The organism is Pseudomonas sp. JAI111, assembly GCF_024809425.1.
Taxonomy (GTDB): Bacteria; Pseudomonadota; Gammaproteobacteria; order Pseudomonadales; family Pseudomonadaceae; genus Aquipseudomonas.
The window spans coordinates 902,536-917,673 of sequence record NZ_JANUCB010000001.1 but is presented as its reverse complement, the minus strand read 5'-3'; the positions used below and the strand labels follow the sequence as shown (position 1 = coordinate 917,673).

The 15,138-nt window shown below is 59.8% G+C and carries 16 protein-coding genes; 14 read left to right on the top strand and 2 right to left on the bottom strand.

All coding sequences use genetic code 11. The annotated features are described in order from the left end of the window. The 14 genes from flhF to HNR03_RS04325 all read left to right on the top strand — a co-directional run bounded on the left by flhF (position 1) and on the right by HNR03_RS04325 (position 12,992). Positions 1 to 1,335: a flagellar biosynthesis protein FlhF gene (flhF, locus tag HNR03_RS04390; protein ID WP_259151118.1), complete on the top strand. Its 1,335-nt coding sequence runs from the start codon at positions 1 to 3 to the stop codon at positions 1,333 to 1,335. 116 nt (positions 1,336 to 1,451) lie between these two features. Next, positions 1,452 to 2,282, top strand: a complete 831-nt coding sequence (gene fleN, locus HNR03_RS04385; protein ID WP_003222917.1) for a flagellar synthesis regulator FleN — start codon at positions 1,452 to 1,454, stop codon at positions 2,280 to 2,282. After that, the gene (fliA, locus tag HNR03_RS04380; protein ID WP_007894214.1) at positions 2,279 to 3,019 is read left to right on the top strand and encodes an RNA polymerase sigma factor FliA; all 741 of its coding nucleotides are present in this window, start codon (positions 2,279 to 2,281) and stop codon (positions 3,017 to 3,019) included. The genes fleN and fliA overlap by 4 nt, the downstream gene beginning before the upstream one ends. Positions 3,020 to 3,185: 166 nt before the next feature. After that, a complete protein-coding gene (locus HNR03_RS04375; RefSeq protein WP_003183998.1) occupies positions 3,186 to 3,557 on the top strand; it encodes a chemotaxis response regulator CheY in 372 nt (123 codons plus the stop codon). Positions 3,558 to 3,580: 23 nt separating this feature from the next. Further along, positions 3,581 to 4,369: a protein phosphatase CheZ gene (locus tag HNR03_RS04370; RefSeq protein WP_222585252.1), complete on the top strand. Its 789-nt coding sequence runs from the start codon at positions 3,581 to 3,583 to the stop codon at positions 4,367 to 4,369. A 55-nt stretch (positions 4,370 to 4,424) separates the two neighbouring features. Then, positions 4,425 to 6,662 carry a chemotaxis protein CheA gene (locus HNR03_RS04365; protein ID WP_259151088.1) on the top strand — a complete coding sequence of 746 codons (2,238 nt, stop codon included), beginning with the start codon at positions 4,425 to 4,427 and terminating at the stop codon, positions 6,660 to 6,662. Between the two features lie 49 nt (positions 6,663 to 6,711). Next, entirely contained in the window at positions 6,712 to 7,857 is a 1,146-nt protein-coding gene (locus HNR03_RS04360) for a chemotaxis response regulator protein-glutamate methylesterase (protein ID WP_259151086.1), read from the top strand. Beyond that, positions 7,857 to 8,597: a flagellar motor protein gene (locus HNR03_RS04355; protein ID WP_208671866.1), complete on the top strand. Its 741-nt coding sequence runs from the start codon at positions 7,857 to 7,859 to the stop codon at positions 8,595 to 8,597. Before HNR03_RS04360 ends, HNR03_RS04355 begins: the two co-directional genes overlap by 1 nt. Positions 8,598 to 8,612: 15 nt before the next feature. Continuing rightward, positions 8,613 to 9,503, top strand: coding sequence for a flagellar motor protein MotD (gene motD / locus HNR03_RS04350; RefSeq protein ID WP_222585255.1), 891 nt, complete (start codon positions 8,613 to 8,615; stop codon positions 9,501 to 9,503). Positions 9,504 to 9,546: 43 nt separating this feature from the next. Next, complete coding sequence (locus HNR03_RS04345) at positions 9,547 to 10,335, top strand: ParA family protein (RefSeq protein ID WP_090181574.1); 789 nt, start codon at positions 9,547 to 9,549, stop codon at positions 10,333 to 10,335. Between the two features lies 1 nt (position 10,336). After that, the gene (locus tag HNR03_RS04340) at positions 10,337 to 11,221 is read left to right on the top strand and encodes a CheW domain-containing protein (protein ID WP_259151085.1); all 885 of its coding nucleotides are present in this window, start codon (positions 10,337 to 10,339) and stop codon (positions 11,219 to 11,221) included. An 89-nt stretch (positions 11,222 to 11,310) separates the two neighbouring features. Continuing rightward, positions 11,311 to 11,796, top strand: a complete 486-nt coding sequence (locus tag HNR03_RS04335) for a chemotaxis protein CheW (RefSeq protein WP_008155806.1) — start codon at positions 11,311 to 11,313, stop codon at positions 11,794 to 11,796. Then, positions 11,797 to 12,189: a DUF2802 domain-containing protein gene (locus tag HNR03_RS04330; protein WP_259151081.1), complete on the top strand. Its 393-nt coding sequence runs from the start codon at positions 11,797 to 11,799 to the stop codon at positions 12,187 to 12,189. A 308-nt stretch (positions 12,190 to 12,497) separates the two neighbouring features. Further along, positions 12,498 to 12,992, top strand: a complete 495-nt coding sequence (locus tag HNR03_RS04325) for a DUF6622 family protein (RefSeq protein ID WP_310504395.1) — start codon at positions 12,498 to 12,500, stop codon at positions 12,990 to 12,992. A 64-nt stretch (positions 12,993 to 13,056) separates the two neighbouring features. Here the strand turns inward: HNR03_RS04325 and HNR03_RS04320 are convergent, their stop codons facing one another. Further along, complete coding sequence (locus HNR03_RS04320) at positions 13,057 to 13,386, bottom strand: EscU/YscU/HrcU family type III secretion system export apparatus switch protein (RefSeq protein ID WP_259151079.1); 330 nt, start codon at positions 13,384 to 13,386, stop codon at positions 13,057 to 13,059. After that, positions 13,383 to 14,957, bottom strand: a complete 1,575-nt coding sequence (locus HNR03_RS04315) for a flagellar hook-length control protein FliK (RefSeq protein ID WP_259151078.1) — start codon at positions 14,955 to 14,957, stop codon at positions 13,383 to 13,385. Before HNR03_RS04315 ends, HNR03_RS04320 begins: the two co-directional genes overlap by 4 nt. Between the last annotated feature and the right edge of the window lie 181 nt (positions 14,958 to 15,138).

Here is a 15,138-nt window from a genome sequence, read left to right as displayed (position 1 = left end):
ATGCAAGTTAAGCGTTTTTTCGCCGCCGATATGCGTCAGGCCATGAAACTGGTTCGTGATGAGCTGGGCGCTGATGCCGCGATTATCGGCAATCGCCGGATCGCTGGCGGTGTCGAACTGACGGCTGCCCTCGATTACAAATTGTCGGCGCTGGCCCCGCGCGTTCCGAACATGGAACTCGAGGATGAGCTGCGCAAGACCCAGTCGCGGATCGTTACCGCCCAGGCTGAATTGAGCCTGCGTGGCGAAGGCGAGACCGACGGCGACAAAACCACCAATCGGCAGTTGTTCGCCGGCCTGCCATTGACCGCCGCCGAACCACTGATCGAGCCAACTTACACCCAGCCCCGTCGTGCTGCACCGGCCCCGGCGCCAGCGGTAGGCGGCGTTGATCCACGGGCGTTCGACTCGATGCGTTTCGAGCTCAACAGCCTGCGCGAACTGATGGAAGTACAACTCGGCTCCCTGGCCTGGAATCAGCTGCAAGGCAGCCGTCCGGCTCAGGCCAACCTCTGGCGTCGCCTGCAACGCATTGGTTTGTCCGGCCCGTTGTCGCGCGATCTGCTGGCGATGATTACCGATATTGAAGAGCCTCGTCAGGCCTGGCGCATGCTGCTGGCGCACCTGGCGCGGATGATCGCCACACCGGAAGTCGAGCCACTGGAAGAGGGCGGCGTGATTGCCATGGTCGGCCCTGCCGGCATGGGCAAGACCACCACCCTGGCCAAGCTCGCGGCGCGTTATGTGCTCAAGTACGGCGCGCAAAACATCGCGCTGGTGAGTATGGACAGCTACCGTATCGGTGCTCAGGAACAACTCAAGACGCTGGGCCGGATCCTCAATGTGTCGGTAACGCACGTAGATCCGGGCCAGTCGCTGGTCCAGGCTCTGGAACCCTTGCTGCGCAAACGCGTGGTGCTGATCGATACCGCCGGCCTGCAGGCCAGCGATCCGGCACTGCGCATGCAGCTCGAAAGTCTGGCCGGTCGTGGCATCAAATCAAAAAATTACCTGGTGTTGGCAACCACCAGCCAGAAACAGGTTCTAACGGCCGCTTATCACAGTTACAAACGCTGCGGGCTCGCTGGCTGCATCCTGACTAAACTGGATGAAACGGCAAGTCTGGGAGAGGTGTTAAGCCTGGCAATCAGTCATGAGTTGCCGGTGGCCTACCTGACGGATGGCCCGCGGATTCCGGATGATTTGCATCTGCCGCGTCGTCATCAGTTGGTCAGTCGCGCCGTTAGCGTACAAATGCAGGAAGAACCCAGCGAAGAAGCCATGGCTGACATGTTCGCTGATATTTACCACAGTCCGACCAAGCAGGTTGGCTGAGGTAGTAATGAACAGTTTTCATACCTACATCGATGGTCTGCCATGCATTGTTCCGTTTGAGAACGCGCAGCCAGTAATGTGGCCTCCGTCTATGCAAGACAAGGTAAAGAAATAACATGGGCAGCATGCATCCCGTACAGGTGATCGCGGTGACCGGCGGCAAGGGTGGCGTCGGCAAGACTAACGTGTCAGTGAATTTGTCACTGGCCCTGGCTGAGCTCGGCCGTCGCGTCATGCTGTTGGACGCCGACCTGGGGTTGGCGAACGTCGACGTCCTGCTGGGACTGACACCCAAACGTACCCTGGCCGACGTGATCGAAGGCCGCTGTGAGCTGCGCGACGTTCTGTTGCAGGGCCCCGGCGGCATCCGCATCGTCCCGGCCGCGTCCGGCACCCAGAGCATGGTTCATCTGAGCCCGGCTCAACACGCCGGCCTGATCCAGGCCTTCAGCGACATCGGCGACAACCTTGATGTCCTGGTGATCGATACAGCTGCAGGTATTGGTGACTCGGTAGTCAGTTTTGTTCGCGCAGCGCAAGAAGTCTTGCTGGTGGTGTGCGACGAGCCGACTTCGATCACAGACGCCTACGCACTGATCAAATTACTGAACCGCGATTACGGCATGAACCGCTTCCGCGTGCTGGCCAACATGGCGCAGAGCCCGCAGGAAGGTCGCAACCTGTTTGCCAAGTTGACCAAGGTCACGGATCGCTTCCTCGACGTAGCCCTACAATACGTCGGCGCCGTGCCTTACGACGAAAGCGTACGCAAGGCTGTGCAGAAGCAGCGCGCCGTCTACGAAGCCTTCCCGCGCTCCAAGTGCGCCCTGGCGTTCAAGGCGATTGCGCAGAAGGTCGATACCTGGCCGTTGCCTGCCAACCCGCGTGGGCACCTGGAGTTTTTCGTTGAGCGTCTCGTGCAACAGACCGCAGGACCCGTCCTATGACAGCCAGTGGCTACAACCTCTACAAGAAGTCGGCACGTGACGCGCAGTACGAGCTGATCGAGCGTTACGCGCCACTGGTCAAACGCATTGCTTACCACCTGTTGGCACGTCTGCCAGCCAGTGTTCAGGTTGAAGATCTGATCCAGGCCGGCATGATCGGCCTGCTTGAAGTGTCGACCAAATATGACGCCAGCAAGGGCGCGAGTTTCGAGACGTACGCGGGCATTCGAATCCGCGGCGCGATGCTCGATGAAGTTCGCAAGGGGGACTGGGCGCCACGTTCGGTCCACCGCAATACCCGCATGGTCAGCGACGCAATTCGCTCGATTGAAGCTAAAACCGGTCGTGACGCTAAAGATCACGAAGTTGCGGCCGAACTCCAATTGAGTCTCGACGATTATTACGGGATTTTGAACGACACCCTGGGCAGCCGGTTATTCAGTTTCGACGATCTGTTGCAGGACGGCGAACACGAAGGGCTGCACGAGGATGGCGCGAGTGCACATCTGGAACCGTCACGCGATCTGGAAGATGAACGCTTCCAGGCGGCGCTGGCGGACGCGATTGCCAATTTGCCGGAGCGTGAGCGACTGGTGTTGGCGCTGTACTACGACGAAGAGCTGAACCTCAAGGAAATCGGTGAGGTCCTTGGGGTCAGCGAATCCCGGGTCAGCCAGTTACACAGCCAGTGCGCGGCCCGCTTGCGGGGGCGTTTGGGGGAGTGGCGAGCGCGCTGAAGGCAGTGTGGGGACACTGCGAGCGGGACCGGTGCGGGATTAGCTGCACCGGTCGCGATTTGTTGTGCTCCAGACAGTCATCGAGTGCATTGCCGGATTGATTGAAATGGCGTGTCCAGGTGCTGGGCGCGTTTAAGACTGCTTGGAGGTCGAATTGGACAAGAACATGAAAATCCTCATCGTTGATGACTTCTCAACGATGCGGCGGATCATAAAAAACCTGTTGCGTGACCTTGGGTTCACCAACACGGTCGAGGCTGACGATGGCACTACCGCCATTCCGGTTCTCAACAGCGGCAGCATCGACTTTCTGGTAACGGACTGGAACATGCCTGGCATGACCGGCATCGATCTGCTGCGCCACGTGCGCGCCGATGAAAAGCTCAAGCACCTGCCAGTGCTGATGGTCACCGCTGAAGCCAAGCGCGAGCAGATCATCGAAGCGGCCCAGGCCGGTGTTAACGGCTATGTGGTCAAACCCTTCACGGCCCAGGCGTTGAAAGAAAAAATCGAAAAGATTTTCGAACGCATCGGTTGAGACACTGCGTCACCGGGGGAGCTATGGACACTAACGAATCTTCACAGGGCGATTTTGAATCGACCCTGAAAAAACACGCGGTCGAATTGGTCAACAGCCTTGAAAAGGGCAAGTTCGGCGACGCTGTGCAACTGATCCATGAGCTCAATCAGACCCGTGACCGCGGCCTGTATCAGGAGGTGGGCAAGCTCACTCGCGAGCTGCATAGCGCGATCGTCAATTTCCAGATTGACCCGAACATGCCGCAAGCCGAGGAAGTTTCCCAGATCACCGATGCCACCGAGCGTCTGGGGTACGTGGTCAAGCTGACCGAGGCCGCCGCCAACCGCACCATGGATCTGGTGGAGAACGCCACACCGCTGGTCAACGGCCTGAGCCAGGAAGCCCAGGCGTTGAGCACGGATTGGGGGCGGTTCATGCGCCGCGAAGTCGGGGCTGAAGAGTTCCGTGAACTGGCGCGCCGGGTCGACGGTTTCCTGACACGCAGCAGCGAAGACAATCGCACGGTGTCGAGCAACCTCAACGACATCCTGCTGGCTCAGGATTACCAGGACCTCACCGGTCAGGTGATCAAGCGCGTGACCCAATTGGTCACCGAAGTTGAAAGCAATCTGCTCAAGCTCGTGCTCATGGCCAGCCAGGTAGACCGCTTTGCGGGTATCGAGCATGACCGTGAAGCGATGCTGGCTGAAAAAGATCCACAAAAACATCTCTCTCAGGGTGAAGGTCCGCAGATTCATGCCGATAAAAGAGAAGACGTTGTGTCCGGTCAGGACGATGTGGACGATTTGTTATCCAGCCTAGGATTTTAGAGTTTCAACATTCTAGGTTTTTTAGGTTTTTAGACCTTTAGGAGCACCCCCCTTAATGAGCTTCGGCGCCGATGAAGAGATCCTTCAGGATTTCCTGGTTGAGGCCGGCGAGATTCTAGAGCAACTGTCCGAACAGCTGGTCGAGCTTGAAAGCCGACCTGATGATGCGGACCTGCTCAATGCAATTTTTCGCGGTTTTCACACTGTAAAAGGGGGCGCCGGCTTCCTCCAGCTCAACGAGCTGGTGGAGTGCTGTCACATCGCCGAGAACGTGTTCGACATCCTGCGCAAGGGTGAGCGTCGCGTTGACTCCGAACTCATGGACGTTGTTCTCGAAGCGCTGGATGCGGTGAACAGCATGTTCACCGAAGTCCGCGAACGCAGCCCGATCACGGCTGCGACGCCGCAATTGCTTGCGGCACTGGCCCGTCTGGCCGAGCCGCAGATGGCCGACGAAGCTGCTCCGGTGGCCGAAGTGGTCCAGGCGCCGGTCGCTGAAGAGTCGGGCGACATCACCGATAACGAATTCGAACAACTGCTGGACTCGCTGAACGCCGTCAAGGCTCAGGCTGAGGCACCGGCGGCTGCGCCCGTGCAATCGCCACAAGCGGCGGCCAGCGACGAAATCACCGACGCCGAGTTCGAGTCGTTGCTCGATCAACTGCACGGCAAAGGCCAGTTCGCCGTCGATGCGGTGGCAGCGCCTGCACCTGCGGCACCGGCTGCCCCGAAAGCAGCAGGCGACAGCTCCGACATCACCGACGACGAATTCGAGGCATTGCTCGACCAGTTGCACGGCAAGGGCAACTTCGCCGTTGACGCGCTGGAATCGGCCATTGCCGCTGTACCAGCCCCGGCTGCGCCGACCGCTAAAGCGGCTGGCGGTGATCTGATCTCCGATCACGAATTCGAATCGCTGCTCGACGAATTGCATGGCAAAGGCAAGTTCACCGAAGTGGGCACCGGCACCGTGGTGACGGCTCCTGCCGCCAAGGCGCCTGCTGCTGCGGCGAAACCAGAACCTAAAGTTGAAGCGCCGAAACCGGCTGCCGCTGCGGCACCGGCACCGGCACCGGCTCGCGCCGCGCCGTCCGCGCCGCCACCGGAAAAACCGGCCAGTGAAGCCGAGACCACCGTGCGGGTCGATACCGCGCGTCTCGACGAAATCATGAACATGGTCGGCGAACTGGTATTGGTGCGTAACCGCTTGGTCCGTCTGGGCCTCAACAGCGGCGACGAAGCCATGTCCAAGGCCGTGTCGAACCTCGACGTGGTCACGGCCGACCTGCAGACCGCGGTGATGAAGACCCGGATGCAACCGATCAAGAAGGTCTTCGGACGCTTCCCGCGTCTGGTTCGCGACCTGGCTCGCCAGCTCAAGAAAGAGATCATCCTGGAGCTGGTCGGCGAAGAAACCGACCTCGACAAGAACCTCGTCGAGGCCCTGGCCGACCCGCTGGTCCACTTGGTGCGCAACGCGGTCGACCACGGCATCGAGTCGCCGGAAGAACGCGAAGCCTCGGGCAAGTCCCGCGGCGGCAAAGTGATCCTCGCGGCCGAACAGGAAGGCGACCACATCCTGCTGTCGATCTCCGATGACGGCAAAGGCATGGACCCGAACGTCCTGCGTTCCATCGCGGTAAAACGCGGTGTGATGGACAAGGACGCGGCCGATCGCTTGAGCGACACCGAGTGCTACAACCTGATTTTCGCACCGGGGTTCTCGACCAAGACCGAGATCTCCGACGTGTCGGGTCGTGGCGTGGGCATGGACGTGGTGAAAACCAAGATTTCCCAGCTCAACGGTTCGATCAACATCTACTCGACCAAGGGCCAGGGCTCGAAGATCGTCATCAAGGTCCCGTTGACCCTGGCGATCATGCCGACGCTGATGGTCATGCTCGGCAACCAGGCGTTCGCGTTCCCGCTGGTGAACGTCAACGAGATCTTCCACCTCGACCTCTCGACCACCAACGTGGTGGACGGCCAGGAAGTGGTGATCGTGCGGGACAAGGCGCTGCCGTTGTTCTACCTCAAACGCTGGCTGGTCAGCTCCGCCGCTCACGAAGAGCAGCGCGAAGGCCATGTGGTGATCCTTTCGGTGGGCACTCAGCGGATCGGCTTCGTCGTCGATCAACTGGTGGGCCAGGAAGAAGTGGTCATCAAGCCATTGGGCAAAATGCTCCAGGGAACCCCGGGCATGTCGGGCGCCACCATCACGGGTGACGGTCGCATCGCGCTGATTCTCGATGTCCCGAGCATGCTCAAGCGTTACGCCACGCGGCGTATTTGATTCTGGTGGAGCGGGGCGACCAAGCCTCGCTCCATCTAACGGAGTGTTTATGGCAGTCAAAGTCCTGGTGGTGGACGATTCGGGGTTTTTCCGCCGCCGCGTCTCGGAAATTCTTTCAGCGGATCCGAATATCCAGGTCGTCGGTACGGCGACCAACGGAAAAGAGGCGATCGATCAAGCGCTGGCCCTCAAGCCAGACGTGATCACCATGGACTACGAGATGCCGATGATGGACGGCATCACAGCGGTGCGGCACATCATGCAGCGCTGCCCGACCCCGGTGTTGATGTTCTCCTCGCTGACCCACGAAGGCGCTCGCGTTACCCTCGATGCGCTGGACGCCGGTGCAGTGGATTTCCTGCCGAAGAATTTCGAAGACATCTCCCGTAACCCGGAGAAGGTCAAGCAACTGCTGTGCGAGAAGATTCTCAGCATCTCGCGCAGTAATCGTCGTGCCAACACCTACAGCGCGCCGGCCCCGGTCGCCGCGCCAGCTCCTGCGCCTTCCAGTGCCAGCACTTACGGCAGCAGCGTGCCTGCGCGTCCGGCAGCGACACCGATCCCGGCGCGTAGCTACGCCCCGACATCGGCCCCGACATCGACGGGCCCGTCCTCGCCAGCGCCGAAACGCAAGGCCTACAAACTGGTGGCCATCGGCACGTCCACGGGCGGTCCGGTTGCCCTGCAGCGGGTGTTGACCCAGCTTCCGGCCAATTTCCCGGCTCCGATCGTGCTGATCCAGCACATGCCGGCCGCCTTCACCAAGGCGTTCGCCGAGCGTCTGGACAAGCTGTGCCGCATCAGCGTCAAGGAAGCCGAGGATGGTGACATCCTGCGTCCGGGCCTGGCGCTGCTGGCACCGGGTGGCAAGCAAATGATGATCGACGGCCGTGGCGCGGTGAAAATCCTGCCGGGCGACGAGCGTCTCAATTACAAGCCGTGCGTGGACATCACCTTCGGTTCTGCAGCCAAGTCCTACGGCGACAAAGTTCTGGCGGTCGTACTGACCGGCATGGGCGCCGACGGTCGTGAAGGGGCGCGTCTGCTCAAGCAGGGTGGCAGTGCGATCTGGGCTCAGGATGAAGCGAGCTGCGTGATCTATGGCATGCCGATGGCCATCGTCAAAGCTGATCTCGCTGACGCGATCTACAGCCTGGACGATATTGGCAAGCACTTGGCCGAGGCGTGCATCTGATGGATGTTTTAAGCCTTATCGGGATCATCATGGCGTTCGTCGCCATCGTTGGTGGCAACTACCTGGAAGGTGGTCACCTCGGTGCCCTGGCCAACGGCCCGGCTGCGCTGATCGTCATCGGTGGAACCATTGGCGCAGCATTGTTGCAATCGCCGATGAGTGCCTTCAAGCGCGCCATGCAAATCCTTGGCTGGATTCTGTTTCCGCCTCGCGTCGATCTGGCCGGTGGCGTTGATCGCGTGGTGAACTGGAGCCTGACGGCTCGCAAGGAAGGTTTGCTCGGTCTGGAAGGGGTGGCCGATGCCGAACCCGACAGCTACTCGCGCAAAGGCCTGCAACTGTTGGTGGATGGCGCTGAGCCGGAAGCGATTCGCAGTATCCTGGAAGTGGATTTCTACACCCAGGAAAGCCGCGACATCGAGGCCGCCAAAGTCTTTGAAAGCATGGGCGGCTACGCGCCGACCATCGGTATCATCGGTGCGGTGATGGGCCTGATTCATGTCATGGGCAACCTGGGCGATCCTTCGCAACTGGGCAGCGGCATTGCCGTGGCCTTCGTCGCGACCATCTACGGCGTGGCCAGTGCCAACCTGGTGTTGCTGCCGATTGCCGCCAAGCTCAAGTCCGTCGCGTTGCGCCAGTCGCGTTATCGCGAAATGTTGCTGGAAGGGATCCTGTCGATCGCGGAAGGTGAAAACCCTCGCTCTATTGAGTTGAAGCTTCAGGGCTTCATGGATTGATGGGGGATATGGATCATGGCTCGTCGCAGGCAACCTGAAGAACATGTAAACCATGAGCGCTGGCTGGTTTCCTACGCCGACTTCATCACGTTGCTGTTCGCATTCTTCGTGGTGATGTATTCGATTTCGTCGATCAACGAAGGCAAGTACAAAGTCATTTCCCAAGCGCTGATCGGGGTCTTTACCGACACCGACCGCGCCCTCAAGCCGATTCCGATCGGTGAAGAGCGACCGCAGACGGTGACCCCGGCCAAACCGCTGGTCAAAGACGCCGAGCAGGTTGACGCAGGTATTGCCGGAGCCAGCGATCCGCTGAAAAGCATCGCCGATGACATCAGCGCGGCGTTCGGCGACTTGATCAAGTCCAACCAGATGACCGTGCGCGGCAACGAGTTGTGGGTCGAGATCGAACTCAACTCCAGCCTGTTGTTCGGCAGCGGCGACGCCATGCCCAGCGACATGGCGTTCAACATCATCGACAAGGTCGCGCATATTCTGAAGCCGTTCGACAACCCGATTCACGTCGAAGGCTTTACCGACGATCAGCCGATCCGTACCGCGCAATACCCCACCAACTGGGAGCTGTCCTCGGCCCGTTCGGCGAGCATCGTGCGCATGCTGGCGATGCAGGGCGTCAACCCGGGTCGCCTGGCGTCGGTGGGCTACGGCGAATTCCAGCCAGTGGCCAATAACGCCACCGCCGAGGGCCGGGCACGCAACCGTCGCGTTGTGCTGGTGGTGTCGCGCAATCTCGATGTACGTCGCAGCCTCACCGGCACCGGAACCGCTAATGCAAAACCGGACGCCGCGTTGAAGCGTGCTGGCACACAAACTGCACCGACCCCGGTCAAGTCGCCGGGACGAGAGAGCGCCGTCAATTCTCCGTCACCTGCATTAACACGTTGAGCTATTTCTCGGTCGACCTTGTCGACCGGGAGGAACAATCCGAATGAGAGTCTGGGCCGTTGCCAATCAAAAGGGTGGTGTTGGTAAAACCACTTCCTCTATCGCTTTAGCCGGTTTATTGGCGGAGGCGGGCAAGCGCGTGGTCGTGGTCGATCTCGATCCGCACGGCTCGATGACCAGCTACTTCGGCTATGACCCCGACACGCTGGAACACAGCAGCTACGACCTGTTCCTGCACAAGGGCAGCGTGCCGCAAGGCTTGCCCGGTCAATTGCTGCTGCCGACCAGTCACGAACATATTTCGCTGTTGCCATCGAGCACCGCGCTGGCCACGCTTGAACGTCAGTCGCCGGGCCAGAGCGGTTTGGGCCTGGTGATCGCCAAGAGCCTTGCGCAGTTGTGGCAGGACTTCGATTACGCCGTGATCGACAGCCCGCCGTTGCTCGGTGTGCTGATGGTCAATGCCTTGGCGGCGAGCCAGCAATTGGTGATTCCGGTACAGACCGAGCACCTGGCCGTCAAAGGCCTGGAGCGCATGGTCAACACCCTGGCGATGATCAACCGTTCACGCAAAGTGGCGTTGCCGTTCACCATCATTCCGACCCTGTTCGACCGCCGCACCCAGGCTTCCCTCGGGACGCTTCGCGTGCTGCGCGACAAATACCCGGAAGAAATCTGGCAAGGCTACATCCCGGTCGATACCCGCCTGCGTGATGCAAGCCGGGCTGGGCTGACGCCTTCGCAATTCGATGGCAAGAGCCGTGGTGTTCTCGCGTATCGCGCATTGCTCAAGCATTTGCTGGCCGCACAACTTGTCCCGCAGGTGGCGTGAGATGAATCGGCCGGTGAAAATCACGTCGCGTCCGCAACTCGCGCTCCAGTCTTACCTGGACAGCTTGTTGATGGAGGCGACCGAAGAATTGCCGCTGGAAGTCGAAGCGGTAGCTCAAATCATCGAAGTCGTTGAAACGGTCGAGGTTGAAGCTGCGCTGGACGAGTTCCAGGCTGCGGTGCTTGAAGAGCAGGCCCGCGATGCGCACCAACCGGCTGTCATCGCGGCCACGGTTGCACCTGTCGTTGAGTCAGCGCCGGTCGCGGTGATCGAAGCACCGGCACCGATTCTGGCGCCGGTCTCCACGCTCGCGCCGCTGCTGCAAACCCTGGTGCCGCCGGTCGTCGAAGTCCACCTGCCGCCGAGCAACACGCCGCCACCGGTGGAAACCGACGGTCGTCCGTCATGGGCCGCCGAACCGTTCGAATGCCTGCTATTCGACGTCGCCGGGTTGACCCTGGCGGTGCCGCTGGTGTGCCTGGGTTCCATTTATTCCCTGGCAGGCCACGAGCTGACGCCGCTGTTCGGCCAACCGGAATGGTTTCTCGGGATCCTGCCGAGCCAGGCCGGCAACCTGAAAGTCCTGGACACCGCGCGCTGGGTCATGCCCGACCGCTACCGTGACGATTTCCGCCAGGGCCTGCAATACGTCATTTCGGTTCAGGGTTACGAATGGGGGCTGGCGGTGCATCAGGTCAGCCGCTCGTTGCGCCTGGACCCGAACGAAATCAAATGGAGAAGTCATCGAGGTCAGCGGCCTTGGCTCGCCGGCACGGTGATTGAGCACATGTGTGCGCTGCTGGACGTTTCCGAGCTGGCCGAATTGATCGCCAGCGGCGGGGCAAAGCACATGGGTGGCAGCAAGCCGCTACATAAACCGACATAACAGCCGACATAACAAGTATGCGACGGCATTGTTGAATGCCGCCACACAGAACACACGCCGCCAGAAGCGGTTTTTCGAGGGGTCAGGGTATGAGTAATCAAGCGACGAATGCAAAAGGTTCTGAAGATCCGATCCTGCAATGGGTAACCTTCAAACTGGACAACGAAACCTACGGCATCAACGTGATGCGCGTTCAGGAAGTCCTGCGTTACACCGAAATCGCCCCGGTCCCGGGTGCCCCGAGCTACGTGCTGGGCATCATCAACCTGCGCGGTAACGTGGTCACCGTGATCGACACTCGTCAGCGCTTCGGCCTGATGAATGCCGAAATCAGCGACAACACCCGTATCGTCATCATCGAAGCCGACAAGCAAGTGGTCGGGATCATGGTCGACAGCGTGGCCGAAGTGGTTTACCTGCGTCAGTCGGAAATCGAAACCGCGCCAAACGTCGGTAACGAAGAGTCCGCCAAATTCATTCAAGGCGTGTGCAACAAGAACAACGAACTGCTGATCCTGGTCGAGCTGGACAAGATGATGAGCGAAGAAGAATGGTCGGATCTGGAGAACATCTGATTGATTCTTGAGGTAGCGGTCATTGTCCTGTTCCTTTTCTGGGCAGGCACGCTGGCAATGTTTCTGGCGTACATTCGCGCTCAACGGCTGATAGCCGCGCAACAGGCCCAGGGTGATGCGCTGCGCGATCAGCGCATCAAGGACCTGGGCAAGCGCGTCGACGACTATCAAAGCGGCAGCGTGCGCATGGGTGAAGCCCTGCACGAACTGCGCGCCGTGGTCAGCCCTCTGCCGGACAAACTGGCCCAGCTGGAGCAGCGTGACCCCTCGAGCCTGTCGTTTGCCCAAGCGGCGCGGCTGGTGGGGATGGGCGCTACCGTTGATGAGCTGACTCAGTCTTGCGGGTTGACCCAGGCTGAGGCGGAGTTGATGCGTAAGCTGCATAAGAACTGACAAAGCTGATTCGCGAGCAGGCTCGCTCTCGCAGGTGATGAGGTAAAACGCAAATTGCGTGAACGCCGCCAAACCCTGTGGGAGCGAGCTTGCTCGCGATGGCGTCCTCAAATCCTGCGCAATCATCACTGCGCTGCGCCACACCCTCTGTTTCTTCAATCCTGCGCTAATCCCTTGCCTACAACCTTTCCGGACTTCGCCGATTTGTGAAAGTGGTCTATCGTCGGTAATCGCTTTCAGTCGCTGCCGGTCATCCGTTGGTTCTATTCGCCTGTAGTCACAATAAAGCTCTAACTCCAAGGCTTTCCATGCTCGATATCCTGCACAACACACCGCTTTGGGTTTATGCGGTTTTTTTGATAATCAGCTATTTCGGCGTCATGGCTTGCTTCAAGAATCATGAGTCGAAAAGGTCATTGCAGATAACACCGATGATCTTTGTCGCTATCTCCCTGGCGTCCCTGGAGTTCTCGCAAGGCATCGCAGTGCCGTTGTCGATTTACTCGCTGGGCTTGTTGGCAGGAGGGATTACAGGGCTGCTCTTCTATTCGTACAACGATGTCGAGTGCGAGGGCGATCGATTGGTGCTGGGTGGCACGATCAAAGTGCTGCTGGTGTACTGGGGCTTCTTCGCCTGGCGCTATTACAACGGTTATCAGGCGGCGATGCATCCGGAGCTGGCCAATGATGTGTCGGTGATTGCATGGTCGGCGCTGGGGGCTGGCCTGATCAATGGTTTGATCATCGGCCGCAGTTTAAGGCTATTGCGTTTTTTCAAGACCGATAGCGTGCCGGCGGCATAGTTGATAAGGAAGCTGCACGCGCTTTGGTATCGGCGAAGTCGCCGAGATCCCTGTTCTCGATGTCTCAGTAATCATCCCCGCGCTCGGTGACGTCTTTTTCCACCCTTGGCGCATTCGGATCATGCCCCGCCGGAAACTTGCCCTTCAGGTTCCAGGCAAACGCGATGATCTCGGCAATCGTGCGGTACAGCTCCTCCGGGATGCTGTCCCCCAACTCCATCCGCGCCAGCAGCTTCACCAGCTCGGCGTTTTCATAGATTGGCACTTCGTAATCGCGGGCAATCTGCAGAATGGCTTCGGCCAGTTCTTCATCGCCTTTGGCCGTGAGCGTCGGGGCGTGGGTGCCGTCGTATTTGAGGGCGATGGCCTGGCGTGGGGTGTCTGTATTTCTCATGCGGTTTCGTCGACCCAGCGTTGTTCGAGGCGGGTTTGGGTGCCTTGTGGCGGTGCGCCGAGGTGGCAGTCGAGATCGCCGACATTCAGCCCGCAATCCAGCAGGCGCTGGCGCAGCGCGGCCAGATTGCTTTCGATCAGACTCGCGGTATACGGCCGTTCGGCCCAGAGCTGGCTGGACAGGCTGCCTTTGATCAACTGCGCCTGAATCTGCAATGGGCCCAAGGGCTCCATGTCAAACGCCAGGTCTACACGCCACAACTGCTGTTTCGGCTCGCGTTCGTCGCGGCGTTCGTGCGGTGGTTCTTTTTCGGGGGCTTCTTCGCGCTGGAACTTGACCTGCAACGGCACGATGTCCTGCAGGTTGCGCATGGGGATTTCCAGCTGCCAGGTGCTAAGCAATCGACCATCGTCCGTCACGCCAGTCTGTTCCAGGCTCGACAGTTGATGGCTTTGCAGGCGCGAAACCGCTGCCGCTGCCAGGCGCAACAAATGCTCCAGATCGTTTTCACCGTCCTGGCTTTGCAGCAGGCGTTCGGGGAGCGGGAAACTGGTCGGTTGCGGTTTGGCGCTGACCTGGCCGAGCATGCCCAAGGCGCTACGCACGAAGCTTGGCATGGTCTGGACCAGCGTATTGGCGGCGATGATCGCGTTGAGAGTGGTATTGGCCGGCAGCCCTGGCGTCAGTTGTGCGATCAGCTTGAGCAGGTCGCCCTTCATGTCCGGTGCCAGCGTCGGGTTCTGTCCGGTCAGCAATTTCGCTTCAAGGAACAGGCCGCTATTGGCCAGCGCTTGAGCGAGGCCTTTGGGCGTACTGAGTTGTTGAACGTCCGGCAAACCCGCCAACAGTTTTTCCACGGCGCTGCGCAGGTCGCTGGACGTCTGGTCTGATGGTGTCAGGTTTTGCAGCGCGTTGATCAAACCATCCAATGACCCTTGGCGGCTCTGCTGGCTGACCAGTTGCTGGGTGATCGCCAGTTGCTCTTGACGGTTGCTCAATGGCACGAATTTCAGTGTTTGTGTGTCCTGCACCAAGGCGCTCAGCAACGTTCCAATGCGCAAGGGCGTCGGGCTGTCAATGCTCAGCGTGCTGCCACTCAACGCGGTGTTGAGCAGGCTCACCATCGAGCGAAACACCGTGGGCTGGCCCGGCACCTGCGGCAGCACTTGCGAGGTCAACACTTTGCCTTGAAGCAAGGTGCCGACCGGCAGTTGCGCCGTGTCGATGCGGGTGAGGGTGGCGACGCTGGACGCGATGGCCTGTTGTACGGTGATCGCCAGGTTACTCGCCGACGGTTGGGTAATCGCCAGGCTGGTGCCTTGGGGCAGCGGTTGGGTGCTGGTGGCTTGAACCGTGGTCTGGCGGCCGCTGTCGAGAGTGACTTTGAGCAACAGTTGAAAGCTCTGATCCGCCTGCTTGAGCGACAGCACTTCGGCCTGGGCGGTCTGGCCGGCGCTGATCAGGCCCGCCATCGGCGTCACCAGCTTGAGCAGGTCGCCACTCACCACCAATGGCCGCGACGTCGCGGGCGTGGTTTGCGGTAGCGGGAGGATGTTCATTTCGCCTGTCATACGCGGTCACAACCTGAGGAAAATGCACTCTTTAGAGTAGGGCATGGCATGTATAATGCCGCCCGTCTTTCGGGGAGTGGCGAAAACATTGCAATTGTTTGACGCAGCTCTCTAGAACAGGCCGCCAATGCATCTATGCTGCATCTCTTTAGCGGCCGCTGTGCCGCCGACTTGAACCGCA